The sequence below is a fragment of the Microbacterium sp. NPDC058342 genome (assembly GCF_042723935.1).
Taxonomy (GTDB): Bacteria; Actinomycetota; Actinomycetes; order Actinomycetales; family Microbacteriaceae; genus Microbacterium.
On the sequence record NZ_JBHXID010000001.1, the window covers coordinates 735,449 to 761,794 of the forward strand.

A 26,346-nucleotide genomic window follows, 5' to 3' on the forward strand; every position below is an offset into this window, starting at 1 on the left:
GAACTACGACGCGTTTTCTGACGCGGGTTGGCGCATTCGATGTCGATGGCGGCTTCGGAGAGGAGCGCGCTGATGATGCCGACTAGGGTGATTGCCGTGGAACCCTTGACTATCGACGCCGCCGGCCACTTGATCCAGATCGAATGCGACGAGTCGGTCGACGCCGCCGGAAGGAGGGCGCTCACGAGCGCGTTCTCTCATCTCATCAGCGGTGGGGAGCCGCACCAGCGCATCCTGGCGTCGATGTCCTTCGACTCCGAGATCCCGGAAGCCGGGGGTTTCGCCCGAGGCATCTCGGCGGTGCAGCTGGTCCGAAGCGTCGCGGATGCCGTCGATGGCCTGGTGATGGCCGCTCAGGTACCCGACACCACCGCGGGGCGGGCTGACGAGTTGCCAGCAGTCGTCGGGTTGCGTGCGAGCGCGGTTTCCACGGATGAGGGCGCCGTGGTGCTGCTCGGCGGTCCGTCGCGTCAGGTGGCACTGCAGGCGCTGAGCGAGTCCGCGGCGCTGATCGGCTCCGACACCGTACTCATCGATCGCCGCGACCGCTCGGTGACAGGGATTCCCGGGGTCGTCAACATGGGTGGCGCCAGTGTCGAGACCGCCCGGTGGGTCGCACCTGGGCAAGCCGGTCTGCGAACGCAGCATGAACCGGAGCAGTTACGTGCCGTGGTCTTCCTGGAGCACGCCGTGAACGAGACTTCCTCCTGGCATCCGGTCAGCACGCCTGAGGCCATTGCCATGGCGGCGGCCGCTGTGCCTTCACTGTCTGCGGTCAAGCGGCCACTCGTCGCGCTGGATGGCATCTTTCAGATGGCTCCCGGGGCGGTTGTGGTTCGCTACCGCAAGCCGGAAGACATCGCGGAGCTCATCGCCGAGGTGCTGGCGCACCCGGTGGAGCGAACCTGGGCCCAGGCTGCGAACACTCGTGCCGTGGAGTCTGCTCGTACGCCGGCGATCGGCGATGTCCGTCGAGCCGCGATGATCGATGTGATCACCGACGGACAGTACATGGCCTTCTGCACGACTCAGTACGCGATCTCGGCCGTCGGAGGTACAGCACCGATGATGTGGGATCTTGCGGACGACTGGATCGGAATCGACGAGCTGACGTCGAGGCTGGTCGATGCGATGGGGGAGCCGGAGGGCGACGCGAGAGAGATCGTCGGCGCGTCTGTGGAGGCGCTCGTCGGCCTGGGCGTGCTCGTCAGGGTCTGATCCCCCCCCCATCGGCTGGCGAGCGGAGCCCGCCGGCCGAATGGCTCGCCCTTGACGAACGTCGATGTACTGCTGTCAGGGGGTGCTGCCGCTGGCTCGTCTCAGTGCGCGCCGGACGGCTTGATGATCGCCCCGAGCGTACGTGCGACGACGACGACGTCGGTCGTGACCGACCAGTTCTCGACGTAGTACAGGTCGAGGCGGATGGCGTCGTCCCAAGAGAGGTCGGAACGTCCACTCACCTGCCACAGGCCCGTTATGCCGGGCTTCATGAACAGGCGTCGGTGGGCGTCGTCATCGTAGAGCGCCACCTCGGCCTCGCGTTGTGGACGCGGGCCGACGAGACTCATCGTGCCGATCAGTGCGTTGAAGAACTGGGGGAGTTCGTCGAGCGAGTAACGACGGATGAAACGTCCGACCCGCGTGATCCGAGGGTCGTCGTTGACCTTGAAGAGAGGCTGGTCAGAGGTCCCCTGCTGGTCGAGCAGGGACTTCAGCTGGTCGTCGGCGCCGACAACCATCGAGCGGAACTTGAACATCCTGAAGGGCTTGCCGTGCAACCCGATGCGCTCCTGCGCATAGAACACGGGTCCGCGACTGGTCAGCTTCACGGCGAGCGCGACGATGATCATCACCGGTGAGAAGAGGGCGATGAGGCCGAGCGATCCGATGATGTCGAAGGTGCGCTTGGCCACACGCTGGCGGCCTTCGAAGCGGGGGTACTCGACGTGGATGAGAGGCAGACCGGCAACTGGGCGGGTGTGAATGCGTGGGCCGGCGATGTCCGTCAGGGCGGGGGCGACGATGAGGTCGATGCGCTTCTGATCGAGCGCCCATCCGAACTTCCGTGTGCGCCGCGGTGTGATGGCATCGGACGTTGAGAGGATCACGGAATCGACGTTGTGCGAATCGATGATCTCGAGCACATCGGAGAAGTCGCCCAGCACGGGAACCTCTTCGAGGATCGGCTCCTGGCCGCCGTGCGTGGTCACGGCTCCGATGATGCGGATGCCCGATTGCGGCTCTCGGATGATCTTGTCGGCGATGTGCGTGGCCTTTTCGCGATCGCCGATGACAATCGCGCGCTGCAGGAAGCGCCCTGCCTGGCGCTGGCGTCGCAACCACCGCCGCCATGCCCACCGGGTGACGATCAGTATCAGCAGTCCGCCGGGCAGCGCGATCAGAAGGTAGACGCGTCCGAATTGAATCTGCAGCACCAGGGCGAGGATGGCGAGTACGCCGAAGACGCGCATGGTCGCGTCGACGAGTCGGCGGTATTCGGATGCTCCGCCGTCGAGGACAGCGGTATCTCTCGTGCCGAACAGCTGCAGCGAGAAGAGCCATCCGATCACGAAGAGCGAGGAGGTGATGAAGTACCCGATCTCGAAGTCGAGCACCTGATCGCCGACGGCGAGTTGCCCGTCATTGAGACCGAAGCGGAGGAAGTGCGCCCCGAACACGGCGACGATCACGACGATGGTGTCGGTGACAGCGAGTCGACGCGCGTGAATCCGTCGGTGGCGGTCGAGGGTTCGCTTCGTGGATGCGACTGCCGAGCCCGCTTCTTTGACGTCCAATGCCATCGTTGAGCCGCCTCCCGTACGGCCATTCGACCGTAGCGGTGCACGTGTGCTCCGCAGGTGCCGCCAACCCCACGTAGGCGTCACCCGTTCCGACCGACGCGGACTCCCCAGATATGCCGCGTACGACTATTCTTGCACGGCCCGCCCGAGATGGCCTGCAGCTTCCGACCCGTAGCCCGACGTCACAGCATGGCCTCCCGGGAACCATGAGTATGCTGAGACGTCAAGAGGCTGCTCCGACCTTCGGGCGCTTCGTTCGGAACAGCCGGAGTCACCGAATGCTCCGGCTGAGGGCCCTGTTCGCACCGGGGTGTAAGCGCATTTGGGGCACCACTCGATGACTGACTTCTTCGCGATCCTCGCCTACGGCGTGCTCGGCCTTATCGCCATCTTTTCGCCGTTGCGGCGAGCGCGTCAGGTCGTCGTCGTCGTAACATTCTTGATGTTCGTCTTGGTACACACAGAGGTCGAACAGTCTGCAGTTGCGCTACTAGTCGCGCTGGCGATCAATGCTTTCGTCGTTATGAGATTGGGTGGCACGGCGGGGGTGCCGGTCTTCCTCGGCTGCGCGCTCGTATGGGCTGGCCTGCGGGAGGTCTTCGCTGCTGCGCAGCTGGAAGCGATCGCGGTGCCGATCATCACGGCGCTGGTCCTGATCCTGTTAGGCGGACACGTTCGCCGATTGGGGTCCGACATCGTATGGAGCCTTCAGGTGATTGTCGTCGTCACCGTCGTGGTGCAGTTTATCTCGGGGATCGGCGAGCGGTTTCTCGGCGCGAATGCACCTTGGCCTCGGCGGGATGGCGTTACGTTCAATATCGTCGGTTCGAACAACCTCTGGCCCGAGTTGGGTGGACGTGCGATGGGCACGATGGGGTGGGCGATCACTCTCGGACAGATGATGGCAGTGTGCGTCGTTCTCGCTGTATGGTTCTTCCTCCGCTCTCGTAGGTGGCCATGGCTTCTGATAGCGGCCGGCGGCGTCATGGTCATACTCCTCAGCGGAACCCGGACCGGACTTCTGATGGTTGCGGCGGCGTTACTCGTGGCGCTCGTGGCGCGAGCGAAGAGGATCTGGGTCGCGCTCCTCCTCACGATTGGCGCCGTCGGCGCCATCGCTGTAGGGCCGCTGTTCCTCGGTGACCTCTTCGGCTTCGGGGGTGATGTCGAGGGGACAAGATCCGTAGAGCACCGACGTCTGGTGTCGGGATCTATACCCGACCTTCTGGGGCAGTCCTTTGGCTCGGTCCTCTTCGGGCACGGCTACGACTCCGTTCCGGGCTTGCTCGAGTCCGGCGTCATCCACGGAGTCGCAGGCGTGCCGGTCACCGACAACGAGTTCATCCGTACACTCGCGGGCCTAGGCCTCCTTGGCGTTCTCCTTTGGGCCGGAGCATTCGTTTTCGCGTTCTTGCGCGGAACCGTTGTCATTCGTGCACTTGTCGCCGCGCTCCTGGTCGGGGCTGCGTCTTATGACACCCTCACATGGCGATCGCTTCTGATCACAACGGTCGTGGTCCTGTCGATGAACTTCGACACGATCGGTCAAGACCTTCCAACGAAAGTTCGTGCTCGGCGGGTGTCAGCTTCGCGGGCGCCCGCGTAGGATGCCACGCGCGTCATGGACGAGGTCCTTGAGTGTGGCCCTGTGGAATAGCCAGAGGATGGCAAAGTACATAGCAGCGGAGACGACGGCGCCGATTGCGAGGCGCGGCAGCGGTGGGACGGCGGTCAGTAGGACCAAACCGTGAGACAGACCCGCCCAGGCCGCCGCATGCGCGGGCGCGAGAAGCGCGCCGAGCTGGGCCTTGTAAGTGCTGCCAGCGAGGTGCTTCTGAATCCAGAAGATTGCAGGTGTCAGGAGTACGCCGGCAATGGTGTAACCGATGGCCACCCCGAGAGCGCCTGCGGGTAGCCCCGCGACCATCCCACCGATCTGGACCACCGTTGCCACAAGCATAAACCTGAGCTGAATATCCGCGCGGCCAAATCCGAGCATGGTTGGTGCATTGAGGACGGTGACAGACTGTCGAGCTCCAGTGACCGCCAGCACGGCAATGATCGGTGCAGCGGGAAGCCAAGCGGTGCCTAAAAAGACGAATATCGCATCGTGTGCCCCAATGGCAATGAAGGTCATTACCGGAAACGTGACTGCAGCAATTGCGCGGGTGCTCCTCAGGAGGATCGCTGAGACCCGTGCTGGATCGTCGCGATCTCGTGACACCACGGGGAAGATCACGCGGCTGACCGTTTGACCAACCATCTGTACGGGCATCAGCAGGACGCGATACGCAAGTGAGTACTGTCCGACGGCCGCTTCGCCAGCATATTTTGCGATCAGGATGGTGTCGACGTTCCGCGTCCCAAAGCTCAGTACTGATGCACCAAAGACTCTGAGACTAAAGCCCAGGATCTCGCGCAGGACCGCAAATCGGAAGTTGGGCCGAGGGGTCCGAGACCACACCAGTAACGTAACGACGAGACAGACATCAGTTCCGAGCAATTGGACCACGAGTGCCCAGTAGTCTGCGCCTGCGACAGCGGCGAGGACGCCGGCGATGCCGCCGGCGATTGCGCTACCGACCTCGATGAATGCGAGAGCGCGGAACCGAAAGCGACGCACAAGCAACATGCGCGGAACAATCTGCAAGCCTTTGAGGACCAGCCCACAACCCAGCACAGGAAGAACGCCCGCGAGTGCCGGTGTCGCCATGAAGTCTGCCAAAGGTTGCGCAAGAGGCCAGGTGACCAACGCGAGGATCGTGGCGATCAAGATGTTCAACGTGACGGAAGCCCCGAGGATGTCGCGTCCAACAGTACGGCGACTCAGGAGCGAGGCTGAGACTCCTTGATCGAGGAGTAACGTCGTGAAGCTGATGTAGACCGTTGCTTGCGCGACGATCCCGTAACTGCTCGGGCCTAGAAGACGGGCAAGGACCAGCGAGAAGATGATGACGACGATCTGCTTCCCTGCAAGTGCAACGCCGTTCCACTTGACATTAGCGAGACCGCTGCCTCGCGAGCTGGAGTCGTAAGTATCAGTCATGCTTCGAGTGCAGCAAGTGGCGAGCAGGCAAGCGTGCCGCTTCACGGACGGCCGCCAGCCGCGAAGCCCCAAGGCACGCAGACGCAGGATCGGCGTGCAAGTCGTCGAGGGCCTTCTCAATCCACTCGGGAGTGACATCCTCGATCGTCGCGACGAATCGTTCGAGTCCCAAACTCTTGAACAGTTCCCACGTCTTGAACTCGTAAGCGATAGCGATCGCCGGTACGCGAGAAATGAGAGAAAGGATTGCGAGGTGCATGCGCGTGCTCACAGCGGCACTCGACCGTTGCAACTCGTGGACCAACTGCTCGGGGGTATGGAACTCGCCATCCACCCTCACACCGATCCCTTCAAAGATACGTCTCGCATACCTCGAGTCGTCGACGTAGCCTGGCACACCTTGGCAAGTGGATACGGCAACCGGGCGATGATCCGTGGCCGCACTCTTTGTCGCCGCGTGTCGCATCGTAGCTTCATAGCGCGACACGTCGTAGGATTCGCCGTTGGCTCCCCTGTGCGGCCACTCCCGCACGGAAAGCAACACCCGATCCTCCCGTGCCAATGAATCCGTTTGTGGAGGTTCAAGGGCGAAAACGACGTCCGGAACGGTAAATGAGGTATCGGGTGCTCCGCCTTGACCGATCCACGCGTCTCGTGAACGATCGTCGCGGAAGTAGGCGGCGTCGACACAGGCGATGATGCGGTGGATAGACGAGGCAGCTCGCGGAGTGCTGAACGGTCCCACGGACTGGGTCCAGAGCACGACCCGCTTACCAAGGCGCTTAGCGAGCTCGAGTTCCGCTGCTCGATGCGCGAAATCGTAGTGGTCCACGAGATACGTGCCGCCGGTGCTGATGACGAGATCCGCGCGTCGAAGCGCCTCGTAAGCGCGCCCAGCATGAGTCCGACGCGCAATCGGAAGTCGAAGTATGAGCGTTGCGAGCGGCGATCCAGCAGCCAGACGCTCAACGAAGATGCGTCGAATGCGGGAAATTGCGCGTGAGATTTTCATCCACCTACGCGGTGGTGCGACTCCGATCTGTTGAACCACGTTCCACTGTGGATAGAGCTTCGCCGTCCGATGGGCGTTGGAGTCCAGGAGCGTTATATCGGCAGAAGTCGCCACACCCTCCTCGACCAATGAATGATGAATTCCGGCGAATATAGCTGCATCGCCGGTGTTAGAGATGACACCGTTCGTGACGACGATCTTCATGGTCCCCCAGATAGACTTGAGCTCCGAGTCACCCGACTGCCGCGAGGACTCAGACGATCGTAGCGGCCCCGGCCTGGGACAACGGTAGAGTAGTGCGACATGACTGAACCCATCGACTTCGTCGTTACCTGGGTCAACGATGAGGACTACGAGTGGCGCGAGCGTCGTGCCTCGGCTCAAGGCGTGGCCACCGAGCAGTCAGCGGACAGCTCAGACGTGAGGTACCGGGACTGGGGGCTGCTTCGGTACTGGTTTCGCGCAGTCGAAGCCTATTGCCCTTGGGTTCGCATCGTGCATCTCGTCACCGACACCCGCGTCCCTGAGTGGCTTGAGAAAGATAACCCCAAACTGAACCTAGTCGATGGGCGGAAGTTGAAGGGGGGGGATGTCGACACGTTCAGTTCCAGGTCGATCGAGTCCCAGCTTCACCGTATCGATGCGCTAAGTGAGAGATACGTGTACTTCAACGATGACTTCTTCATCGGTCGTCCGCTGGAACCCGATTTCTTCTTCCGTGACGGTCTACCTTATGGCGTTAACGCGCCCACCATATTGGCAGATGGTGACTTTCGGGCACATGCGATGTTGTATGCGTCGGGCCTCATTAACAAGCACTTTAGCCGTCGGAGCTACATCCGCACCATGATGCGCCGAAGCCTTCGCCCGAGTTCGGGAGCGGAGCTATTCCGCATGCCTCTCTTCTTCGCCTGTAGCTCGATCCCGCCGGTTACAGACACACATGTCGGCATCCCCCTCCTCAAATCGGTGGTTGAGGAGGCTTATGCTGCCGAACCCGAGGCGATCGAGCAGGCGCGCAGGACCGTCTTCAGGTCTCGGAACGAGACCGCGCCGATCTACTTCGCGACCATGTGGCATCTGGCCTCGGGAAAGTACTTCTCTCGCTCAAAGCGTTCCATCGGCCAGTACTTCTCGCTAGCGAGCTCATCCTTTCGCGAGATCGAGGCGGCGATAACGGGACGGCGCTTCCCGCAGTTTTGTCTCAACGATGGCGAGGTTCGCGACGTGCCTGAAGTCCGTACGGCCGTGACGTCGGCCTTTCAACGCGCACTACCGAACCCGTCCTCGTTCGAGAGAGTAAGTGAGACATCGTGATGGCAAGGAAGTCTCGCGTAGCTGTCTGGCGTTGGGGTTGGCTTGCGCCTTCCGAGACATTTATTCGGAGCCAGTTCGATGCGTACGCCAGATGGGCTCCGGTCGCAATCGGCGCGGAGAGAGTGTCTTCTGACAACGCGCGACCTCAAGATCGCGTCCTGTTCGAGGGACCGCGGAAGCACCGCCTCGCCCGGTTCATCTTCAAACTCTGGGACTGGAATCCCCGGTTGATCGCACTCATCCGTGAGACTGACCCCGACATCGTGCACGCGCATTTCGGCGGTGATGCATCCCGCGTACGACGCGCCGCGCTGAAGCTGGGGAAGCGCTTCGTTGTCACCCTCCACGGCGCGGATGTCACCGCCCGACCCAACCGGACCGGCATGCGAGGACGTCGCAATCGCCGCCGACTTATGCGCGTACTTCGCGATGCTGATCTGCTTGTGGCAGTCTCGAACCACATCGCCGATGCAGCGACGAAGCTCGGCGCGGACCCTGCAAAGGTCGTCGTTCTGCCAATCGGCGTTCCATGGGAGCCCGCGCCCGCCGAAGCTCCGCGGAGCGGGGTACTTTTCGTCGGCAGGTTCGTGGAGAAGAAGGGTATCCCGGATCTCATCGATGCATACTCGCGACTACCAGACGACGTGCGACGCGCTCATCGATTGCAGCTGATCGGCGACGGTCCGTTGGCGAGCCAAATCCGTGAGCAAGTGAAGCGGCTTCGCCTCGATGTGGACATGCCCGGCTTCTTGAGCCGGGCCGAGGTTCAGCGACGGCTCGAGTCATCCGCTGTTCTGGCTGTGCCGTCTCACACGGCGTCGGACGGCGATACTGAGGGCCTTCCCACCGTCGTATTCGAGGCCGCACGGTCGGCAACACCGATAGTCGGGTACGGGCATGCCGGAATCCCAGAAGCGGTTCAGCACGGGCTAACGGGACTTCTCGCTCCGGAGCGTGATGTCCCGCGGTTGACGAGCTACCTCGAAGAGTTGCTTGCCTCGGATCGTCGCGCAAGACAAATGGGAGCTGCTGCCCGGGCAAGGTTCGAGGAGGAGTTCACCGTGACGACGCGAACCAAAGCACTCGAGAACCACTACGACGGGCTGATGAGCTGACTGGTCCGCGGGCCGACGTGTCCTGTCGCAACGGCAATCACTCAGTGCTCGCCGCCGTCAAGTGTCACCGATTGCGTATGTGGACTGAAGCTGCTCGACGTAAGTGTTGAAAAGAAAGGCTTGCGGGTTGCGCAGCTTGTTCGCAGTCTTCGTCGCCAAGGCCTTGCGTACGGCATCTTCTATGGACGTGGCGTCTGTCGGGTCATAGAACTCGTGAAGTGTTGAGAGTTCCGCCATCTCGCGAGCGCCGCCCTGGTGAGGAACAACCAGGGTCAGACCTAGCGATGCCGCCTCGACAACGGCCAGTGGCGCGTTCTCCAACCAGGTGGACGGGTACACGAGGGCCCGGTGTCTCGTCAGCACGGCCGAGATGTCTTCGTGGCGAATATGACCATGCAGCGCAAGGTCGACGTGACGGCTACGGCTCGCGAAGTCCACGAGCGCGTCGCGCTGAGGTCCGTCTCCGTACACGTCCAGCCTGCATGCCACACTCAGCGCTTCCAGTTGGGTCACGAACTGCAACAGGCCTTTGGCAGGCGTCAGCCGTCCGAGAAAGGCGAGACCCTCGCGTGTGTTTTCGGGCGGCGCGGGGGAAACGAAGATCGGGTTCCGCACAATGTTGATCGGTGTCGTCACGCCGGAACGGCGCAGTGCGGTGGCGATCAGCTGACTGGGAGAAATGATGACATCGATCGCATTGTGCAACCGCTTCACTCGATACGCGTAGACATGTTGCGCGAGCTTCAACAGAGAATGCGCCCAGGATCGCCTGTCGAAGCGATGGAACCAGCGGATCCTCGGATTCTCGACGTCGTAGGAGATGGGACGTCCGCGTCGATAGTGCTGGAATCCGCTGTTCGGAGAGATCAGATGGAAGTCATGCGCAGTGAACACGACTCGAACGGTCGGATTCGTGACCTTGTGATCACGGATGGCGGCGAGAACACTCGGGGAGAGGTAGTGATAGAAGTTCTGCAGGTGAATGATGCTCGGTCGAACGTCGTCCAGCAGGTTGCGCGCCGCGCGGTGCACCCGCCGCGAATACACGTATGAGAGAGGCGTGCGCTGCGGCGGCGCCGTGAAGACGGTGACGTCGTGCCCGAGCTGGTGAGCGGCGCGAATGGTGGCGTCGAAGACGATCTCAGCACCGCCCCCCTCAAGCGAGGACCCGTCCGAGTCGGCGATGTGGACGCTCCGAATCGCAGGTTTCATGTGCGTCAGAACCTGGCCCGTCGCTCAAGAAGCGTGCGCACAACGTCCTCGTGCCACCGCCCTGCTCGGTGCTCGATCAACTGCACGCCTTCGAGGCACTCGAAGGAGAAGCGGTCAGCATCCATTTCCAGAGCTTCACGCGCCACCTTGACCGCTGTGGTGGTATCCCCGCGCGGAAACGTGCGCATGCCGACGTTGTCTGGTGATAGGTATGTCATCAGCCCGACGCGGCTGGCGATGGCGAACGCCCCCCGAGAGAGCACCTCTTGGGTGAGAAGGCAGGCGGCCTCGGTTCGCGACGGGATGATGAACACATCGCCCGGCTCGATCCACGTCGAGTTTCGCGAACCATCCGTCAGCCACGGCGCGAGGTCCCTTCGCAGCCGATCGCCGTAGCGCTTGTCGAGACTGAACCCGTTGCCCAAGGCCACTTCGCACTCGTAGCCCGCTTCGGAAAGCGGACCGAAGATCTGCGGGAGAAAGTCGAGCCCCTTCTCCTTGTCGGGACGGCCGTACGACTTGACGCGGAGAGTCCGTGTGATTCGCCCCTCTGGAAAGTCAGCCATCGTTTGCAGAGGAGTCCGCAAGCTCAACCAGCTTGGCGTGAGCGCGTCTGCGCGAAGCGACGTGAGTCCGGGCTCGACGACGATCGCCTCATCGAACTCCGCGAGAAACTTGCGCGTGGCGAACGCGCGGACAGGGTCGGAAGGATAGTTGTGCACGATCGCGATCGTGTGGACAGTGTGCCCCTGAGAACGCATTGAACGAGCCGTCTTCACGAGCGACGGCATACCTGAGTTCGCATTCGAGACCATCACCACTGGTTCACCGGGCGCCAGGGTCGAAACGTAATCTCCCAGGGATCCGTGGCGGTTCACGCTCTTCGGGATCGAGATCTGCTGTTGACCGTCGGCGGGCATAACCAGATGGATGTCAGGCTCGGACTGGAGGTGACTGAGCAAGTCTTCCAGGACGACCTGACCGCCCCCGCGGGCAAGCTTCGGATCGAAGATCATGAGGGCAGCCGGTGAACTGCGAACGTTCATGAGCCGGTCCTCCTTCGGGTCGGGTCAGAGACCAACGAGGCGAGCTCGCCGGCGAATCGAGTCTCGGAGAAGCGCTGGGTGCACGACGGATCGATCGGATCAAGCGCCGACGCTCGTTGCACCGCGTGCGCGAGGTCCACGGCATCGGTCGAGTCCGCGACGACGCCGCTCACCCCGTCTACGAAGGTCTCCACCTGTCCGCCGACGGGACCGGTGACGACGGGGCTGCCGGCGGCCTGGGCCTCGACGGGCACGATGCCGAAGTCTTCCACGGCGGGGAAGACGAACACCGCAGCCAGTTGCATGAGCGCGTACAGCAGTGCGTCAGAGGGTGACACCACGATCAGTACGGGAACCGACGCCGCATCGGCCATCGCGCGCAGCCGCGCCTCTTCGGGGCCGCGCCCGGCGATTACGACGGGAAGCCCCGCGCGCTCGCCGGCCGCAATGACCAGATCGAGCCGCTTGTAGGGAATGAACCGCGATGCGCCCAGGATGTATGTGTCGGAGAGGGATTCGAGCAGCCGTCTTTCGCTGTCGTCGGTCACCTGGGTGCGCCAGTCGCTCTGCGACAGGATGCGGTCGACCGCCACCGGCGGGTGGATCACCACCGCGTCACGCTCCCACGCGGCGGCGATGCGATCGCGCACGAACGCGCTGTTCGCCGCGATCGCCGTCGCCTCCTGTGCCCGCTTTCGGTCGAGCCGGCGGAAGGCCGGAGAGACAGCGCGCACGGCGATGCCGTTGCCGCGCTCGTCCAGTTCCGGGTTCCAGATGTACCGCGCCGGAGTGTGCGCATACACATATTTCGGCACATCGCGATGAGCCAGCGTCACATGGTGTGCGAACAGGTGTGAGCTCACCAGCATCCACTCGTAATCCTGTCGCGCCCGCACGCCCCGCCAGGCACCCACCGTGAAAGGCAGCGCCAGCGCCTTGTGTCGGCGAAGCGGCGTTCGCGCGAGCCAGCTCTCGTGTACGGCGCGATTAGCAAACCGGTGTGGTGCGTCGTCCCAGAGGCACTGGATGTCGGCATCCGGAAACGCGCGAGCCATCGCCTCGAGCACATTCTCCGCGCCGCCGGAGGCCTCGATCCACTCGTGGACGAGAAGTCCCGTCACTATGGCCGCCCCATCCCGTAGTACGACCAGCCGGCGTCGCGCCACGCCGCAGCATCCAGACCGTTGCGGCCGTCGACCACCACCCGGCCGTGGGTCAGCGACGACGCGTGCGCGGGCGAAAGCTCGCGGCGGTACTCGTCCCATTCGGTCACCATGATGACGGCATCGGCGTCGCGGATGGCCGCGTCGCGATCGGCCTCGTAGGCGAGCTGCGGGTGCAGGCGCCGGGCGTTGTCGATCGCCTGGGGGTCGGTCACGACCACGTGCGCGCCCAGACCGTGGAGCCGCACCGCGACATCGAGGGCAGGAGAGTCGCGGACGTCGTCGCTGTGCGGTTTGAACGCGGCGCCGAGCACAGCGACCTTCTTGCCGAACACGGCGCCGTCGAGCGCGTCGACGACGAGCTGCACGGCGCGCTCCCGGCGCCGCAGGTTGATGGCGTCCACCTCGCGCAGGAAGTTCACCGACTCACCGCGCCCGAGCTCTTCGGCGCGGGCCGAGAAGGCGCGGATATCCTTTGGCAGGCACCCGCCTCCGAAGCCGATGCCCGCCCCGAGGAACTTGCGGCCGATGCGCGCGTCGTGGCCGATCGCGTCCGCGAGCTGCGTCACGTCGGCGCCGGTGACCTCGGCGATCTCGGCCATCGCGTTGATGAACGAGATCTTCGTGGCCAGGAACGCGTTCGCGGAGACCTTCACCAGTTCCGCCGTGGCGTAATCGGTCACGATGAACGGCGTGCCCTTTGCGACGGCGGGGTGATAGACCTCACGCAGCGTCTCAGCGGCGTGCTCGCCTTCTGCACCCGCGGGCACCCCGACGACGAGACGGTCGGGGTCGATGGTGTCCTGCACCGCCCAGCCCTCACGCAGGAACTCCGGGTTCCACACGAGCGTGGCCCCGGTGCCAGATACCCTTCGGGCAAGATCCGCTGCAGTTCCGACGGGAACAGTCGACTTTCCGGCTACGACGTCGCCCGGGGCCAGGTGCGGGAGCAGCGAGTCGATCGCAGCATTCACGTATGTGAGATCTGCCGCGTAGCCGCCCGCTTGCTGCGGCGTTCCGACGCCTACGAAGTGGACTGTCGCCCCAGCGGCGGCAGCGACGTCGGTCGTGAAGGAGAGGCGGCCCGAGGCGATGCCCTCGGTGAGGATCTCCTGCAGGCCGGGCTCGAAGAAGGGAGCCTCACCGCGGGAGAGGGAGGCGATCTTGTTCGCGTCGACATCGATGCCGACCACCTCGTGACCGATGGATGCCATGGCAGCGGCGTGGACAGCACCGAGATAGCCGCAGCCGATGACGGATAGACGCATGACGCTTCCTCCCCAGAAAGACACTTCCTCCATCATTCCCTATCCGCGTGCTCGACGAGGCGTCATGGAACGGCGAAAGGCGCGCCCCCGTGAGGAGACGCGCCTTTCGAGACGATACGGCTCAGAGGATGCCAGCGTTGGCCAGAACCGAGATCGACGATGTCGCGAGGTAGGACGATCCGTCGGCGAACTCGACGCCCAGCTGCACGGGGAAGGTCGACAGAAGCGACAGGTCGACCAGCGAGGTCGACTCTCCCACGAGACCGAACTCGACCGGAACCGCGAGTGTGCCGTCGCTGGCGATGGTCACGTTGCGCGTGCCCGTCCAGAGTGTGGTCGGGAAGCCGATGGGTCCCGCGTAGGTGACGCTGCGCTCCGCGGCGGTGGTGGCGATGCCGTCCACCGACGCCACACCGAAGCTGCGCAGGTGACCGAGGGCGACGCTGACACCAGAGGGAACGCCCACTGCGATGGTGACCGTAGCGGTCTCGCTGGTGATCGCGCCGGGGCCGTTGGTGATCGTGTACTCGTCCGGCACGGTGACCACAGCGGACGCGGTCAGCACGCCACCCTCGTCGAGCAGTTCGAGACCCAGCAGACCGCTGTCGGTGCTGGTCCATGCGAGGCTCGCGTTCGTCGTCGACGCAGCGGCCATCGGGGTCGCGGCGGCGACGGCGATGACGGGCATCGACCATGCGGCGCCCTTGACGAGCGTGCGGCGCGAGAGCTCGGTGTCTTTGATGGTCATGGTTCTCCTAGGAGTTCGTGGCTTGCGCCGGCGAAGAGAAGGGGCGCCGCCCGGGGGAGCGGCTCACGTCGGATGACATGTCCGAGACTGGCGGATAAGTCGCCAGACGACTCTTCCCGCGTCGTAGAATGATCGAAGAGCGACGGAATCCGATCGGATCGGATGCGAAGCGCGTTCAGATGCCCGTCCACCGGCCGATCGGCCAGAGCACGACGGCGGCCTTCCCGACGATCTGGTCGCGCTTCGCCCAGCGCCAGCACTCTTCGGGATCTGCGCCAGCGGCGCGACAGGGGTAGGCGCCGTCAGACGACGCCGCTCGATGATCGCCGAGCACCAGATACGAACCCGGCGGGACGGTCACCTCCGGTAGGCATCGCGGCGATGCGGGTGAGCTCTCGCAGTCGGTCGTGCCGGGCTCGAACGGCAGGTCCTCGAAGATGTAGGGCTCGTCGAGCGGTTCGCCGTCGACGAGCAGTCGGCCCAGCGCGTCGCAGCAGGACACCGTCTGACCGGGGCCCGCGATGACTCGCTTGATGAGCGTGTGAGAACCGGACGGGCCGAAGCCGGTGACCTCGCCCACCCAGCGCAGCGCCGACTTCAGCGGGCCGTCGTCGACCGATCCGTCATGACCCCAGGTGTCATCGGCGTCGAACACGACGACGTCGCCGGTCCCCGGTTCGGAGCCGACGTAGGCCAGCCGGTTCACCAGCACACGGTCGCCTGGCAGCAGCGTCTGCTCCATCGAGCCGGACGGCACGTAGTACGGCTTCGCGACGAACGAGAGGATCGCGCCGACGATCACGAACGCGGCGATCAGGTGGAACCAGGTGCTGCCCGTGATGCGCCGCCAGAGCGGACGCGATGCAACGGCTTCGGTGTCGTCGGAGGTCACGACCCCATCTTCGCCTACGAGGCCGTGCGTTCCGCTCAAAGAAGGAGGAGTCACCGGAGGATCAAGGACGCCCGCGGCACTCAGCCGGCAGCCTGCTCCAGCACGTCGAACAGTTGCAGAATCTCGTCGCGTCCCCGCGCCAGCGGCTGCACCACGGATCCGTCCGTCGCCATAAGAGCAGCCACCGGTCTGCGTTCGCCCACTCCGAGCAGACGTGCATTGTGGTCGGCCGGGTCGAGCAGCAAGCGGTCGTCGTCTCGCTCGGCGGGAACATGCCCTGCAGGGGCGCCGACGATCAGCGACGGTGCAGCGACGCGCTTCAGGCGGTCGATTCGTTCATCGAGTTCCGCCATCACCTCCACGCAGGAGCCGCATCCGGGCTTGACGAAGATGAGCAGTTGCGCTCTCCACGCCGCTGCCGAGCTGATGTCCCGCGGGATTCCGGTCCGTCTCTCGATCAGGACGACGTGCGGGCGGGCGTTGTCGTCCATGCTCTCGGCCTCGGACGGAACGGGATCGGTCCGAGGCACGTGGCTCGGATCGACAGACAGCCAGAGCACTGCGGCCAGCAGCGCGCCCGAGAGCAGGACGACGAGGGATTGCGCCACATCCGGTGCTGTCAGCGCACTGAACGGGACCGATCCCTTCCACGCGAGGATGCTGAGCAGCACCGTCGCCGTCAGCAGCGCCGCGTTGCGCATGACCAGGCGCGCTGAGATCGGAGGTCCCCCCGCGCCGAAGCAACCGCAATCCTCCCGCGAGCCAAGGAGGTACGCCCTCGTGACGACGATCAGGAAGCACAGCGCCAACGCTGCCGCTGCGATCGCAGCGGCGCGGGCAAGGGCCCCCGGCAGGAACAGCCCGGCCGCGACAGACAACTCGACGACGGCGAGAGCGACGATGATCGTGCGCGGTGCGACGCGCGGAAGCCGCAACGCGTGCAAGGCCGACGACGCGTTCTCCAGCGCGCGCAGCTTGCCCACAGCGCTGAGGATCAGCACGAGAGCGATGCCTGCGCTCAGCAGAGCGGATGCTGCGTTCACCTGCGCCTGCTTCCAAGACATCCGAATCGACGATGCCAGCGTACGTCGTGCCGGCTCCGCCGGATCGACACGGTGTCGCACATTCGGCCGACCGTGTCGCAGAACGCGTCTCACCGCTATGCTGTGACCACGGAGCGCTGACGGATGGGGCCGGGCGCACGTGAGGATCTGGGGAGGTCCGCTTTGGGGAATGTGATTGACATCGCTGCCGTGATGCGTCTGCTGGGGCACGGGAACGAGCATCCGACGGCTGCACGCAGACACCGCAGCACCCTCGCGACGAAGCACGTGTTCGACCGCGGCGCCGTGTGGAACTGGAAGGAGCAGCCGGGCTCGCGTTCCTCGGTCGCCGGCCTGATCTTCGCCGACGTGCCCGTGCGCGTGGACGGGGAACCGGATTCCATCACTGCGTCGCCCGGCGAGGCTGCATTCCTGCATCCCTACCGACAGGTGACCCTCGAAGCAGCCGAGGCTGGTTCCGCCGTCTGCATCTGGCTGCCCTGGGACTCACTGATGGAAGTCGAGGACGGGGTTCAGACACCGGGGCGGGTGATGGCGGCGACACCGCTGACGTCCGGTCTCCGCGCGTTCCTCACGTCGCTCTTGACCCAGCCGTCAGAGCCGACGCTCTACACCGACTACCTCGTCGAGCGCGTCGTCGTGGAGATGGCGTTCGGAGCGCTCCTCGAATCAGTTCCCAAGAACGTCGCAGGCGCGCGCGAGAGCCGCATGATCGACCGGGCGCGATCCCTCATGCTCATGAAACGTGCGGAACCGGATTTCGGCATCGCGGAACTCGCAAGAGAACTGCACGCCTCGACGCGGCACGTGCAGCGGATGTTCGCAGCAGAGAAGAGCGCCCCGGCGGACGAGTTGCGCGGCATGCGAGTCGACCTGGCGAACGAACTGCTCGGAAACCCCGCATACGACCCGCTCAGCATCGCCGAGATCGCCGAGCATGCCGGATTCAAGACGGCGGCCGCGCTGCGTCGAGCTTTCGCCGCGCGCGATCTGCCCCTCCCCAGCCGGACCCGCCAGGGACGAATGCTTTCAGCCTGACCCCGGCGCGTGGTCAGTTCCGCGACAGCTTGCGTCAATAGTGCGACATCCGCGTTGAGCGCCGACGGGCGTCCTCGGAGTATCGGTCCTGTGCGTTCGATCCGACCGCACGACGCGCATTTCGCGACACCACTGGGAAGCATTGAGGGGCAGAGACATGCAGGACGAGAACATCAAGGCACCGCGCCAGATCGAACGGCGCACCATCGTCAAGGGTGCAGCGTGGGCTGCGCCGGTCATCGCGGCCGCCGTCGCCGCACCGGCGCGCGCTGCGTCCGGTGACACCGAGCTCGACATCAGCGTCAACGCCGAGTGCTACGGGCTCAGCATCGCCGGCATCGGCATCACGCTGCCCCGCTGGGAGATCACCTCGACTGGGGGCCAGATCCCCGTCGGCACGACGTTCATCCTCGAGAGCGCGAATCTCGCGAAGGTGCAGCTGGGCGGTCTGGGCACGGGCATCGCCGTCAACGTCCTCAGCCCGACGCAGGCGCGGGTCACGATCCAGAGCCCGACCAACAGTTTCACCGCCTCGGTCAGCGGTCTCCTGGGTGTCTTCATCGCGAGCACGTTCACGCTGCGCCTCGAGTCGCTGCCCCAGGGGTACGTCGACACGAACCCGGCGAACAACGCAGACTCCGCACGCCTGACCGGCGTGGGTGGTGTCGGAGTCGTCATCGGACGCTGCACCGAACTCTGATCAGGAGCCGTCGACGACAGAACCCTCCCGCCCGGGAGGGTTCTGTCACGTCTGGACGGAGCGAAGTCGCACACGGCGCCGGAAGACCAAGGTGGCGACTGATACATTCAGAGGCACTGTTGCGTCAGTGAGACTGAGGGGTGCACACGCACATGGAGTTGAGGGACTATCTGCGCGTCTTCCGGGCGCACTGGCTGGGCATGCTGCTCATCATCGTCGCCGCAGTCGTGCTCGCCTTCGGCTGGACGCTCACGCAGCCCAAGGTGTACTCCGCTGACTCCACGGCGATCGTGCAGGCCACGACCGGGTCGGACGACCTCGGTATGCAGTCCCTCGGCAACAACATCGCCAACCAGAAGGTCAAGACCTACGTCGAGCTGGGCAGCTCCCGCAGCGTGGCGGCGCGGGTGATCGAAGAGCTCGCGCTCGACGAGTCCCCGGATGGTCTCGTGTCGACCATCAGCGTGACGAACCCGCTCGACACGACATCGCTGCGGGTGACGGCCAACGCGTCGACGCCGGAGAAGGCGCGGGACATCGCCGAGGCCTGGGTGCGCGGCATGGCGGCAGAGGTCAACGACATCGAGTCCGGCGACGCGACCAAGCAGGGTGCCGTATTCCTGCGCCCGGTCGACTCGGCGCGGCTGCCGGCCAGCCCGTCTTCGCCGAACACCAGACTCGCCCTCGCCATCGGCGGGCTGATCGGCCTGGCCCTTGCGATCGGCTATGGACTGCTCCGGTACACCCTCGACCGTCGGATCCGCTCCGTCGAATCCGTCGAGCGCGAGACCGGCGTCGCCGTCGTCGGCACGGTACCCGAGGAGAAGACGTTCACCGCCGACGACCGGCTCATCCCGTTCGACGGCGGCAACTCGGCCAGCAGCTCCAAGTCGCACCTCTTCGCCATCGCCGAGGCGATGCGCGAACTGCGCACGAACATCCAGTTCATGGACGTCGACAACCCGCCCCGCGTTCTCGTCGTCACCAGCCCCCTTCCCGGTGACGGCAAGTCGACGACCGCATCGAACCTCGCCATCACGCTCGCCACCAGCGGCCAGAAGGTCGTGCTCATCGACGGCGACCTGCGTCGGCCGATGGTCAGCACCATCTTCGGTCTGCCCAAGGGCGCCGGGCTCTCCGACGTGCTGGCCGGCCGCGCCGAACTCGCCGACGTGGCGCACCGTGTGGGCGGCAACGGCCGGCTGCTGGTCATCGGCGCAGGGAAGATCCCGCCGAACCCCAGCGAAGTGCTCGGCTCCGCCCGCATGAAGGAGCTGCTCGAGGCGATCGCGCGCGAAGCCGTCGTGATCATCGACGCGCCCCCGCTCATCCCCGTGACCGATGCCGCGGTGCTCGGACACAGCACCGATGGTGCGATCATCGTCGCGACCGTCGGCAAGACGACCCTCGAGGTGCTCGGCAAGGCGCTCGGCAACCTCGAGCGTGCGGGTGCCCGCGCCCTGGGCATCGTCCTCAACCGCGTGCCGCGACGCGGCAGCGGTGCCGCGTACTACGGATACCAGTACCACGGCGACTACTACCGGCTCGAGAACGACGACGAGCCCACGTCGACGATCACCGGACTCACCGACCAGGCTTTCTCGGAGCCCGAAGCAGAACCGGACGACCAGCCCCGCCGGCGCAGCACGCACCGATCGTCGTGACGGAGTTCCTCGACATCGATGTTCTCGGTCTGCGCATGCGGGTCGAACTCGGCACCGATCTCGACGATGCCCAGCGTCGGGACGTGCGCCGGGCATGGACGGGGGCGGCCGGCACCGGTGACGGCACCCCCGATCTCACCCTGACGTTCACCGCCGGCACCGACTTCGACCGAGCGATGGAACGCCTCACGGTCGACGTGACCCTTGCCGCCCTCGACGCTCTCCGTGGACGTGCGCTGATGTTCCACGCAGCAGGCGTCGCCGACGACCGGGGCCGTGTCGCCGCATTCGTCGGCCCGTCGGGGCGGGGCAAGACGACGCTGAGCCGTGAACTCGCCCGCCACTGCGGCTACGTGACCGACGAGACCGTCGCGGCCGACGCAGACCTGCGAGTGCAGGCGTACCGGAAGCCGCTGTCGGTCGTTCGCGACGGCGCGCCGAAACAGCAAGTGTCTCCCGAAGAGGCCGGGCTGGGCGACCTTCCCGGCGCGGAGCTGCGTCTCGCCGCGCTCGTGCTGATCGAGCGCGACGAGCAGCTGGGCGCACCGGAGATCGCCTCGGTGCCCCTGGTCGAGGCGCTGCCCGAGCTGGTGTCGCAGATGAGCTATCTGCGTGAGCAGCGCCGCCCTCTGCAGACGATCGCGGCACTGAGCGACGCGATCGGCGGCGTTCGCCGCCTGCGGTATCCGGACTCGTCGACCGTGCCGCCGCTGCTCCCGCAGCTGCTGGACAGCGCGGCGGAAGCATCCGTCTGGCATCCGCTCCCCGACGCAGCCGACTCCGGCCCGTACTCCGTCGACGTCGTCGACGACGCGATTCTGACCGATGGCTTCGTGATCGTCATGGCAGGCGCCAATCTGCAGGTCCTCGACGGGATCGCGCCCACGGTCTGGATCGCCTGCGCGCGAGGCGACGACCTCGACGGCATCGTCCGGGCGGTCGTGGCCGAGCACGGTGCTCCGCCGGAAGGAGACGCCGCCGAGCGGGTGGCCGCCGTCATCGACGAACTCGTGGATGCCGGAGCGCTGCGCCGCCGTTAAGCGATATCAGCCCAATTCTGTGGCTTCGGATCTGCGCAGCTCGCGCGGAGAGGGCGAACCCTCGGCCTGCAGCGCGCGGCGCAGCTGCAGCGCGGAGGTGAACCCCGCGTAGCGGGACACCTCGTCGACGGTGAGCCCCGAATACAGCGGGTTGCGCAGCATCGACTCCGCGAGTTCCACCCGCATTCGCCGAAGCAGGTCACCCGGCTTGATACCCGCGCGAGAGAACGCCCGCTGCAGCTGCCGGGGCGAGATGTGCAGCTCTGCGGCCAGCTGAGGCGTGGAGAAGCTCGGATCCTCGCGTCGCATCAGCATCACCGATCGGGCGCGCTCGAGCAGCGAGCTCGGCCGCTGATCGGCCTCCACCGACTGCCGCTCCACAAGTGCTCCGAAGGTCATCTCGGCCAGGAGCCGCTCGATCGCGTACTGCGACATCGACGAACCCTCGTCGCGGTGGCGCACGACCGCCTGCGCGAAGGTGCGAAAGCCGATCGTCAGAGGAGAGCTGTACAGCGTGGACGCCTCCGGCATCCCCCCTTCGGTGAACTCCTGCAGCAGCAGCTCCGGCACCCACACGGCCAGCACCTCAGCACCGGACGGCCAGGGCAGCGTTCGCGTCTCATCCGGCGGCAGGAACAGTCCGATGGCCGCGGCCTGCTCGGGCGCCGGGTGGGTGGCGGGGATCGGCGTCCCCTCGGAGGGGAACAGCACGACGGTGCTGCGCGCGCTCGCCCCCACAGGAGCCCACTGCCAGGCGGCGTCGCGCACGCGATGGTAGGTGACGGTGATCGAGCGGAACGAGCGCGTGCCCAGGACCCCCGCGACATGTGTGGGCATACCCAGGTGCGCGGAGAGGAGAGAGGCGACGCTCGAACGGGACATAGGCGGGGGATTGTTGCGGCGGAGCACCGTGGCATCCGTCGGGAGATCGGCGAACACTCGCTAGGCTACCAATCGTGAGTGGCTGGGGGGCGAGGACGGTGAGCATCGCCGGTGATGTCGCGTGGACATCGACCGGTGAGCGGGTCGTCGTGCTGGACCTGCAGACACCCGGTGCCGTTCCGTGCGTGCTCGAGAAGAGCGCGGCAGTGATCTGGGAGGAGATCGCCGAGACCGGACCCCTCATGGCCGAGGAACTGCTGCGCCGTCTCACCGAGGTGTTCGACGTCGCAGAGGGGGAGATCCGCGCTCATCTCGAAGCGCTGATCGACGACCTGGCCCGGCTTCAGCTGATCGCCGCGTGAGCAGGTGAGCGTGCGCCGCCGCGTCGGCGCGGGCTTCGATAGGTTCGAGGGGAAGGGAGGGATGCTGTGGAGCAGCGAATGGTGAGCTTCTCGCTCAACGAGGCGAATGAGCTCGCTCACGCCCTCCTCGCGCAGATCGGTCGTGACACCGGCATCCGCCTTCTGTCGATCAAGGGTCTTGTCGCCGATCGGTACGGCCTGCGCAAGCCGAGGGTCGCGGCCGACGCCGACGTGATCGTGGAGCCGTCCAGGTTCGACGAGTTCTGTCGGCTCCTCACCGGACACGGCTGGCACCTGCGCGTGGAACGCGAGGTCCCCTCGCTGCTCGGTCCCCACTCGGTGACGTTCATCCGGGACGACTGGCCGAACGACATCGACGCGCACGTGCGTTTTCCCGGATTCTTCGCGACCGATGCGGAGGTGTTCGAGCGGCTCTGGCAGACCCGGGGGCGGATGGAGGTCGCTCACGTCGACGTCTCGGTTCCCTCACGCGGTGCCAGTGCGGTGATCGCCGCCCTGCACGCCGTTCGCTACTCGAAGTCGGCGCGGCACGCCGGCGAGCTCGAGCAGGTTGCGCACCTGCTCATCGATGACTTCTCGCCCGAAGAGCGCGAGGAGTTCATCGACGTCGCGCGCGTCGGACGCGCACAGTGGGTGCTCCGGGAGCTGTTCGACCTGATCGGGCGGCCGTACGAGCTCGATGCCGATGCACGACAGCAGCATCTGTGGAACACCAACCGCGCCACGATCGAGGACGGTGCGGCGGTGTCCTGGCTGCACTCTCTCAGAGCGGCTCCGCTGCATCAGAAGCCGGCCGTGCTCGTGCGCGCACTGTGGATCTCGCGCGCGGACATCCCGCGCAACGATCCGACGCGTCTGCCGACGGCCCGTGAAGCATGGGCCCACCGGCTGCTGCGATGGCGTCGCGGTGGTGTGGCGCTGATGCACTACGTCAAGATCAAGCGCTGAGCCGCCCGCCTCGGCGCGCTTCCGACGGCATCCCCGCCCTCAGCTCAGTGCTACCCGCACCACGCGCTCGACCTGCGCGAGTGCCGGCACCAGCTGCGCCTCCGACCGGGCGTACACCTCTGCGGACTGCCGGTAAGGATCGACCACGTCCTCATCGCCGGCGGCGCGCGGGGCGACACCGCGCTGATCGGCGACCGCCTGCACCAGCACGTTGAATCGGGAACGCGGGTTGCCCGCCTGCTGGGCGATGCTGCGCAGCGCATCGTCGTCGAGTGTCGCGGCCAGGCGGGCGAACTCCCGCACGGTGAACGTGCGGTGCATCCGGCGCGGCGCGAGCTGCATCGCAGCGGTCGAGTGCTCGCCGCTCATGGCGAGCACCAGGTCTGCGGCCTGCATGAGGTCCTCGGTGAGCAGGCGCGCACGATGTGCGGCGGCGCGCTCGGCGGTGACGCCGTTGCGCAGGGCGAGCTCGCGCGCCTGCGAGGGCATGCCATGCCCCACCAGCGCCTGCGTGCCGGCACTGTGCACGCGCACGTCGAGATCGGCGAGGCGCGTCGCGAGCACGGTCTCGGCGAGCGGGGAGCGGCAGATGTTCCCCGTGCAGACCGTCAGGATGTTCGGCTGCGCGTGCGGCAGATCCTCGCGGACGCTCGTGAAGAGCCCGGCGAGCGAGAACTCCGACTCGGCGGTCATGGTGGTCTCCGGCTGTGTCGGCGGCCGGCCGTCGGAATCGACGGCGGGCTGCGGCTGTTCGGGGTCGGCACGCAGCAGGCGACGCTCACGGCGACTCCGCGCCGTGGGTGCGTCGATCCCGCTGCCTGGCCTCCCCAGAAGGCCGCGATCCTCAGATCGATGCATGCTCACAGCCTAGAACGTCACGGGCTCCGCCGCGTCGCCGGCATCCGCTCCCGCCTGCTCGATGTGACGCAGCAGCACGCCCTCGCGCAGCGCCCACGGGCACACCTCCAGCTCGGCGATGTCGAGCATCTCCATCGCCGTGTGCAGGCACACCGCGGCGGCGACGATCTGGAACGCGCGGTCGGGGGTGATCCCGGGAAGCTCCTGCCGGGCGGATGCTGGGATGCGGGCGAGCCGGGGGATCCACGACCCCAGAGCGGTGCGCGGCAGCAGCATCCGCTCGGAACCCGACCAACCGGGCCCGGCGTACCCCACCAGGCGCGCGAGCGACCGGATCGCCTTGGAGGTGCCGGCGATGTGGTCGGGGCGGGGGAGCGCACGGAAACGCTGCGCGATCGGCTCGAGCGTCGCGCGGGCGTGCTCGCGCAGCCGCGCCACCCTGTCTTCACCGGGCGGGTCTTCGCGCAGGAAGTCGATCGTCATGCGTCCGGCGCCGAGAGGTGCGGATGCTGCCGCCTCCGGCAGCTCGTCCTCGCCGGCGGCGAACTCGAACGATCCGCCGCCGATGTCCAGGAGCATGAGGCGCCCGGCCGACCAGCCGAACCAGCGCCGCACGGCGAGGAACGTCAGCTCGGCCTCCAGCTCACCGGTCAGCACCTGCAGTCGTTGCCCGAGTCGCTCTTCGATGCGCGAGATGACCTCCGCGCCGTTGGCGGCCTCGCGCACCGCGCTGGTCGCCGTGGCGAGCAGCACGTGCAGATCGTCGGCATCCGCGACCCGGCGGGCTCGTTCCACCGCATCCTCGAGTGCGCGCACACCCTCCGGGCTGATCGCGCCGTCGTCGGTGAGGTAGCGCATGAGGCGCAGCACCGTGCGGTCGCTCGTGGTCGCCAGCGGACGCCCACCCGGATGAAGATCGGCGGCGAGCAGGTGGACGGTGTTGGATCCGATGTCGAGGACTCCCAGGCGCACGGGATGAGAATACTCGCGCCCGCGCACGGCCCCGCGTGGATCGGCCGGCGCCCGGCTGCGGCGCCCCTGTGCGCGACGGTCGCACGCGCCGCCGCCGGATACCATGTACTCCGTGACCGCCGCCCCGAACCTGCCGCTGTCTCCGTACCGCGAGATCGACCGTGCCGACTGGGCGCGTCTCGCGGCGGGCCTGGACCAGCCGCTCAGCGAGACCGAGGTCGTCGGCATCCGCGGCATCGGCGACCGCCTCAGCCTCGACGAGGTGCGCGAGGTGTACATGCCGCTGAGCCGGCTGCTCAGCCTGTACGCCTCATCCGCCAAGCGCCTCGGCGCGGCGACCAGCGAGTTCCTGCAGGAGGACGACACCACCACACCGTTCGTGGTGGGCGTGGCCGGCTCCGTCGCGGTCGGCAAGTCGACCATCGCGCGCCTGCTGCGCGAGCTGATGAGCCGCTGGCCGGGCACGCCGCGCGTGGAGCTCGTGACCACCGACGGCTTCCTCTATCCCAACGCCGAACTCGAGCGACGCGGGCTGATGGACCGCAAGGGCTTTCCCGAGTCGTACGACCGCCGCGCACTCATCTCCTTCCTCACCGAGGTCAAGAGCGGAGCGGCCGAGGTGCGCGCGCCGTTCTACTCGCACATGCGGTACGACATCGTCCCCGACGCGACGGTCGTGGTGCGCCGCCCCGACGTGGTGATCGTCGAGGGCCTGAACGTGCTGCAGCCCCCGCCCGCCCCCAACGACGTCGCAGTGAGCGACCTCTTCGACTTCTCGATCTACGTCGACGCCGAGGTCGAGCACATCACCCGCTGGTACATCGACCGATTCCTCGCCCTGCGCAAGGGCGCCTTCAGCAACCCCTCGTCGTACTTCAACGTGTTCGCGCACCTCACCGACGACGAGGCCGAGACCACCGCGCTGGGCTACTGGAACGACATCAACATGCCGAACCTGATCGAGAACGTCATGCCCACCAAGCACCGCGCCACGCTGGTGCTGCGCAAGGGTGCCGAGCACGCGGTCGAGAGCGTGCTGCTGCGCAAGGTCTGAGCCCGGCCGCGCGGCGCCTCGAGCATTCCTGTGCTCTGAGCGTCTGAGCATCCCGTCCCGTCCCCGCGGATGTGGCGCATGTGGTGTCTTCCTCCGCGGGGATGCGGCGTGTCGTGCCACAAC

24 protein-coding genes are annotated in these 26,346 nt (G+C 66.0%); 11 read left to right on the plus strand and 13 right to left on the minus strand.

Annotated elements, in window-relative coordinates:
• Nucleotides 1-39 precede the first annotated feature (39 nt).
• Entirely contained in the window at nucleotides 40-1,218 is a 1,179-nt protein-coding gene (locus ACFWHT_RS03315) for a hypothetical protein (protein WP_378825438.1), read from the plus strand.
• 101 nt (nucleotides 1,219-1,319) lie between these two features.
• Here ACFWHT_RS03315 and ACFWHT_RS03320 read toward each other — a convergent pair whose 3' ends face one another.
• On the minus strand, nucleotides 1,320-2,801 hold the full coding sequence (locus ACFWHT_RS03320; RefSeq protein WP_378825440.1) for a sugar transferase: 1,482 nt from the start codon (nucleotides 2,799-2,801) through the stop codon (nucleotides 1,320-1,322).
• 337 nt (nucleotides 2,802-3,138) lie between these two features.
• Here ACFWHT_RS03320 and ACFWHT_RS03325 point away from each other — a divergent pair, with 337 nt between their 5' ends.
• On the plus strand, nucleotides 3,139-4,407 hold the full coding sequence (locus ACFWHT_RS03325) for a hypothetical protein (RefSeq protein ID WP_378825443.1): 1,269 nt from the start codon (nucleotides 3,139-3,141) through the stop codon (nucleotides 4,405-4,407).
• On the opposite strand, the gene ACFWHT_RS03330 is transcribed toward ACFWHT_RS03325, so the two are convergent.
• Nucleotides 4,384-5,847, minus strand: coding sequence for a lipopolysaccharide biosynthesis protein (locus tag ACFWHT_RS03330; protein ID WP_378825445.1), 1,464 nt, complete (start codon nucleotides 5,845-5,847; stop codon nucleotides 4,384-4,386). The genes ACFWHT_RS03325 and ACFWHT_RS03330 overlap by 24 nt on opposite strands.
• Nucleotides 5,840-7,063 carry a polysaccharide pyruvyl transferase family protein gene (locus tag ACFWHT_RS03335; protein WP_378825447.1) on the minus strand — a complete coding sequence of 408 codons (1,224 nt, stop codon included), beginning with the start codon at nucleotides 7,061-7,063 and terminating at the stop codon, nucleotides 5,840-5,842. Before ACFWHT_RS03335 ends, ACFWHT_RS03330 begins: the two co-directional genes overlap by 8 nt.
• 99 nt (nucleotides 7,064-7,162) lie before the next feature.
• Between ACFWHT_RS03335 and ACFWHT_RS03340 the strand changes: the two genes are divergently transcribed.
• Entirely contained in the window at nucleotides 7,163-8,176 is a 1,014-nt protein-coding gene (locus ACFWHT_RS03340; protein WP_378825448.1) for a stealth family protein, read from the plus strand.
• The gene (locus ACFWHT_RS03345; RefSeq protein WP_378825450.1) at nucleotides 8,176-9,291 is read left to right on the plus strand and encodes a glycosyltransferase; all 1,116 of its coding nucleotides are present in this window, start codon (nucleotides 8,176-8,178) and stop codon (nucleotides 9,289-9,291) included. Before ACFWHT_RS03340 ends, ACFWHT_RS03345 begins: the two co-directional genes overlap by 1 nt.
• Nucleotides 9,292-9,348: 57 nt before the next feature.
• Here the strand turns inward: ACFWHT_RS03345 and ACFWHT_RS03350 are convergent, their stop codons facing one another.
• The 7 genes from ACFWHT_RS03350 to ACFWHT_RS03380 all read right to left on the minus strand — a co-directional run bounded on the left by ACFWHT_RS03350 (nucleotide 9,349) and on the right by ACFWHT_RS03380 (nucleotide 16,684).
• On the minus strand, nucleotides 9,349-10,503 hold the full coding sequence (locus tag ACFWHT_RS03350; protein WP_378825453.1) for a glycosyltransferase: 1,155 nt from the start codon (nucleotides 10,501-10,503) through the stop codon (nucleotides 9,349-9,351).
• A 5-nt stretch (nucleotides 10,504-10,508) separates the two neighbouring features.
• On the minus strand, nucleotides 10,509-11,549 hold the full coding sequence (locus ACFWHT_RS03355) for a hypothetical protein (protein ID WP_378825455.1): 1,041 nt from the start codon (nucleotides 11,547-11,549) through the stop codon (nucleotides 10,509-10,511).
• Complete coding sequence (locus ACFWHT_RS03360; RefSeq protein WP_378825456.1) at nucleotides 11,546-12,670, minus strand: glycosyltransferase; 1,125 nt, start codon at nucleotides 12,668-12,670, stop codon at nucleotides 11,546-11,548. The genes ACFWHT_RS03355 and ACFWHT_RS03360 overlap by 4 nt, the downstream gene beginning before the upstream one ends.
• A complete protein-coding gene (locus ACFWHT_RS03365; protein WP_378825458.1) occupies nucleotides 12,670-13,980 on the minus strand; it encodes a UDP-glucose dehydrogenase family protein in 1,311 nt (436 codons plus the stop codon). Before ACFWHT_RS03365 ends, ACFWHT_RS03360 begins: the two co-directional genes overlap by 1 nt.
• Before the next feature lie 121 nt (nucleotides 13,981-14,101).
• Nucleotides 14,102-14,728, minus strand: coding sequence for a hypothetical protein (locus ACFWHT_RS03370; RefSeq protein WP_378825460.1), 627 nt, complete (start codon nucleotides 14,726-14,728; stop codon nucleotides 14,102-14,104).
• 175 nt (nucleotides 14,729-14,903) lie between these two features.
• Nucleotides 14,904-15,620: a signal peptidase I gene (gene lepB, locus ACFWHT_RS03375; protein ID WP_378825462.1), complete on the minus strand. Its 717-nt coding sequence runs from the start codon at nucleotides 15,618-15,620 to the stop codon at nucleotides 14,904-14,906.
• An 80-nt stretch (nucleotides 15,621-15,700) separates the two neighbouring features.
• Entirely contained in the window at nucleotides 15,701-16,684 is a 984-nt protein-coding gene (locus ACFWHT_RS03380) for a MauE/DoxX family redox-associated membrane protein (RefSeq protein WP_378825464.1), read from the minus strand.
• A 171-nt stretch (nucleotides 16,685-16,855) separates the two neighbouring features.
• On the opposite strand from ACFWHT_RS03380, the gene ACFWHT_RS03385 reads away from it, so the two are divergent.
• The 4 genes from ACFWHT_RS03385 to ACFWHT_RS03400 all read left to right on the plus strand — a co-directional run bounded on the left by ACFWHT_RS03385 (nucleotide 16,856) and on the right by ACFWHT_RS03400 (nucleotide 21,126).
• Complete coding sequence (locus tag ACFWHT_RS03385; RefSeq protein ID WP_378825466.1) at nucleotides 16,856-17,722, plus strand: helix-turn-helix domain-containing protein; 867 nt, start codon at nucleotides 16,856-16,858, stop codon at nucleotides 17,720-17,722.
• Nucleotides 17,723-17,879: 157 nt separating this feature from the next.
• On the plus strand, nucleotides 17,880-18,422 hold the full coding sequence (locus tag ACFWHT_RS03390) for a hypothetical protein (protein WP_378825468.1): 543 nt from the start codon (nucleotides 17,880-17,882) through the stop codon (nucleotides 18,420-18,422).
• A gap of 152 nt (nucleotides 18,423-18,574) precedes the next feature.
• Nucleotides 18,575-20,086, plus strand: a complete 1,512-nt coding sequence (locus tag ACFWHT_RS03395) for a polysaccharide biosynthesis tyrosine autokinase (protein ID WP_378825469.1) — start codon at nucleotides 18,575-18,577, stop codon at nucleotides 20,084-20,086.
• Nucleotides 20,083-21,126 carry a PqqD family peptide modification chaperone gene (locus tag ACFWHT_RS03400; protein ID WP_378825471.1) on the plus strand — a complete coding sequence of 348 codons (1,044 nt, stop codon included), beginning with the start codon at nucleotides 20,083-20,085 and terminating at the stop codon, nucleotides 21,124-21,126. The genes ACFWHT_RS03395 and ACFWHT_RS03400 overlap by 4 nt, the downstream gene beginning before the upstream one ends.
• A 6-nt stretch (nucleotides 21,127-21,132) precedes the next feature.
• Here ACFWHT_RS03400 and ACFWHT_RS03405 read toward each other — a convergent pair whose 3' ends face one another.
• Nucleotides 21,133-22,008: a helix-turn-helix domain-containing protein gene (locus tag ACFWHT_RS03405; RefSeq protein ID WP_378825473.1), complete on the minus strand. Its 876-nt coding sequence runs from the start codon at nucleotides 22,006-22,008 to the stop codon at nucleotides 21,133-21,135.
• Between the two features lie 74 nt (nucleotides 22,009-22,082).
• Here ACFWHT_RS03405 and ACFWHT_RS03410 point away from each other — a divergent pair, with 74 nt between their 5' ends.
• Nucleotides 22,083-22,370, plus strand: coding sequence for a PqqD family protein (locus ACFWHT_RS03410; protein ID WP_378825475.1), 288 nt, complete (start codon nucleotides 22,083-22,085; stop codon nucleotides 22,368-22,370).
• A gap of 78 nt (nucleotides 22,371-22,448) precedes the next feature.
• Nucleotides 22,449-23,339 (plus strand): hypothetical protein, encoded by an 891-nt coding sequence (locus tag ACFWHT_RS03415; protein WP_378825477.1) that lies wholly within the window; start codon nucleotides 22,449-22,451, stop codon nucleotides 23,337-23,339.
• A 39-nt stretch (nucleotides 23,340-23,378) separates the two neighbouring features.
• Here ACFWHT_RS03415 and ACFWHT_RS03420 read toward each other — a convergent pair whose 3' ends face one another.
• Both ACFWHT_RS03420 and ACFWHT_RS03425 read right to left on the minus strand, forming a co-directional pair.
• Nucleotides 23,379-24,197 carry a hypothetical protein gene (locus tag ACFWHT_RS03420; protein WP_378825479.1) on the minus strand — a complete coding sequence of 273 codons (819 nt, stop codon included), beginning with the start codon at nucleotides 24,195-24,197 and terminating at the stop codon, nucleotides 23,379-23,381.
• Between the two features lie 9 nt (nucleotides 24,198-24,206).
• Nucleotides 24,207-25,169 carry a Ppx/GppA phosphatase family protein gene (locus ACFWHT_RS03425; RefSeq protein ID WP_378825481.1) on the minus strand — a complete coding sequence of 321 codons (963 nt, stop codon included), beginning with the start codon at nucleotides 25,167-25,169 and terminating at the stop codon, nucleotides 24,207-24,209.
• 103 nt (nucleotides 25,170-25,272) lie between these two features.
• Here ACFWHT_RS03425 and coaA point away from each other — a divergent pair, with 103 nt between their 5' ends.
• Nucleotides 25,273-26,223, plus strand: coding sequence for a type I pantothenate kinase (coaA, locus tag ACFWHT_RS03430; RefSeq protein WP_378825483.1), 951 nt, complete (start codon nucleotides 25,273-25,275; stop codon nucleotides 26,221-26,223).
• The last annotated feature ends 123 nt before the right edge of the window (nucleotides 26,224-26,346 follow it).

Coding starts and splice junctions, on each gene's coding strand:
- ACFWHT_RS03315 (WP_378825438.1), top strand. CDS start 40: ATGTCGATGGCGGCTTCGGAGAGGAGCGCGCTGATGATGCCGACTAGG.
- ACFWHT_RS03320 (WP_378825440.1), bottom strand. CDS start 2,801: ATGGCATTGGACGTCAAAGAAGCGGGCTCGGCAGTCGCATCCACGAAG.
- ACFWHT_RS03325 (WP_378825443.1), top strand. CDS start 3,139: ATGACTGACTTCTTCGCGATCCTCGCCTACGGCGTGCTCGGCCTTATC.
- ACFWHT_RS03330 (WP_378825445.1), bottom strand. CDS start 5,847: ATGACTGATACTTACGACTCCAGCTCGCGAGGCAGCGGTCTCGCTAAT.
- ACFWHT_RS03335 (WP_378825447.1), bottom strand. CDS start 7,063: ATGAAGATCGTCGTCACGAACGGTGTCATCTCTAACACCGGCGATGCA.
- ACFWHT_RS03340 (WP_378825448.1), top strand. CDS start 7,163: ATGACTGAACCCATCGACTTCGTCGTTACCTGGGTCAACGATGAGGAC.
- ACFWHT_RS03345 (WP_378825450.1), top strand. CDS start 8,176: ATGGCAAGGAAGTCTCGCGTAGCTGTCTGGCGTTGGGGTTGGCTTGCG.
- ACFWHT_RS03350 (WP_378825453.1), bottom strand. CDS start 10,503: ATGAAACCTGCGATTCGGAGCGTCCACATCGCCGACTCGGACGGGTCC.
- ACFWHT_RS03355 (WP_378825455.1), bottom strand. CDS start 11,549: ATGAACGTTCGCAGTTCACCGGCTGCCCTCATGATCTTCGATCCGAAG.
- ACFWHT_RS03365 (WP_378825458.1), bottom strand. CDS start 13,980: ATGCGTCTATCCGTCATCGGCTGCGGCTATCTCGGTGCTGTCCACGCC.
- ACFWHT_RS03370 (WP_378825460.1), bottom strand. CDS start 14,728: ATGACCATCAAAGACACCGAGCTCTCGCGCCGCACGCTCGTCAAGGGC.
- ACFWHT_RS03380 (WP_378825464.1), bottom strand. CDS start 16,684: ATGTCTTGGAAGCAGGCGCAGGTGAACGCAGCATCCGCTCTGCTGAGC.
- ACFWHT_RS03390 (WP_378825468.1), top strand. CDS start 17,880: ATGCAGGACGAGAACATCAAGGCACCGCGCCAGATCGAACGGCGCACC.
- ACFWHT_RS03395 (WP_378825469.1), top strand. CDS start 18,575: ATGGAGTTGAGGGACTATCTGCGCGTCTTCCGGGCGCACTGGCTGGGC.
- ACFWHT_RS03405 (WP_378825473.1), bottom strand. CDS start 22,008: ATGTCCCGTTCGAGCGTCGCCTCTCTCCTCTCCGCGCACCTGGGTATG.
- ACFWHT_RS03415 (WP_378825477.1), top strand. CDS start 22,449: ATGGTGAGCTTCTCGCTCAACGAGGCGAATGAGCTCGCTCACGCCCTC.
- ACFWHT_RS03420 (WP_378825479.1), bottom strand. CDS start 24,197: ATGCATCGATCTGAGGATCGCGGCCTTCTGGGGAGGCCAGGCAGCGGG.
- coaA (WP_378825483.1), top strand. CDS start 25,273: ATGTACTCCGTGACCGCCGCCCCGAACCTGCCGCTGTCTCCGTACCGC.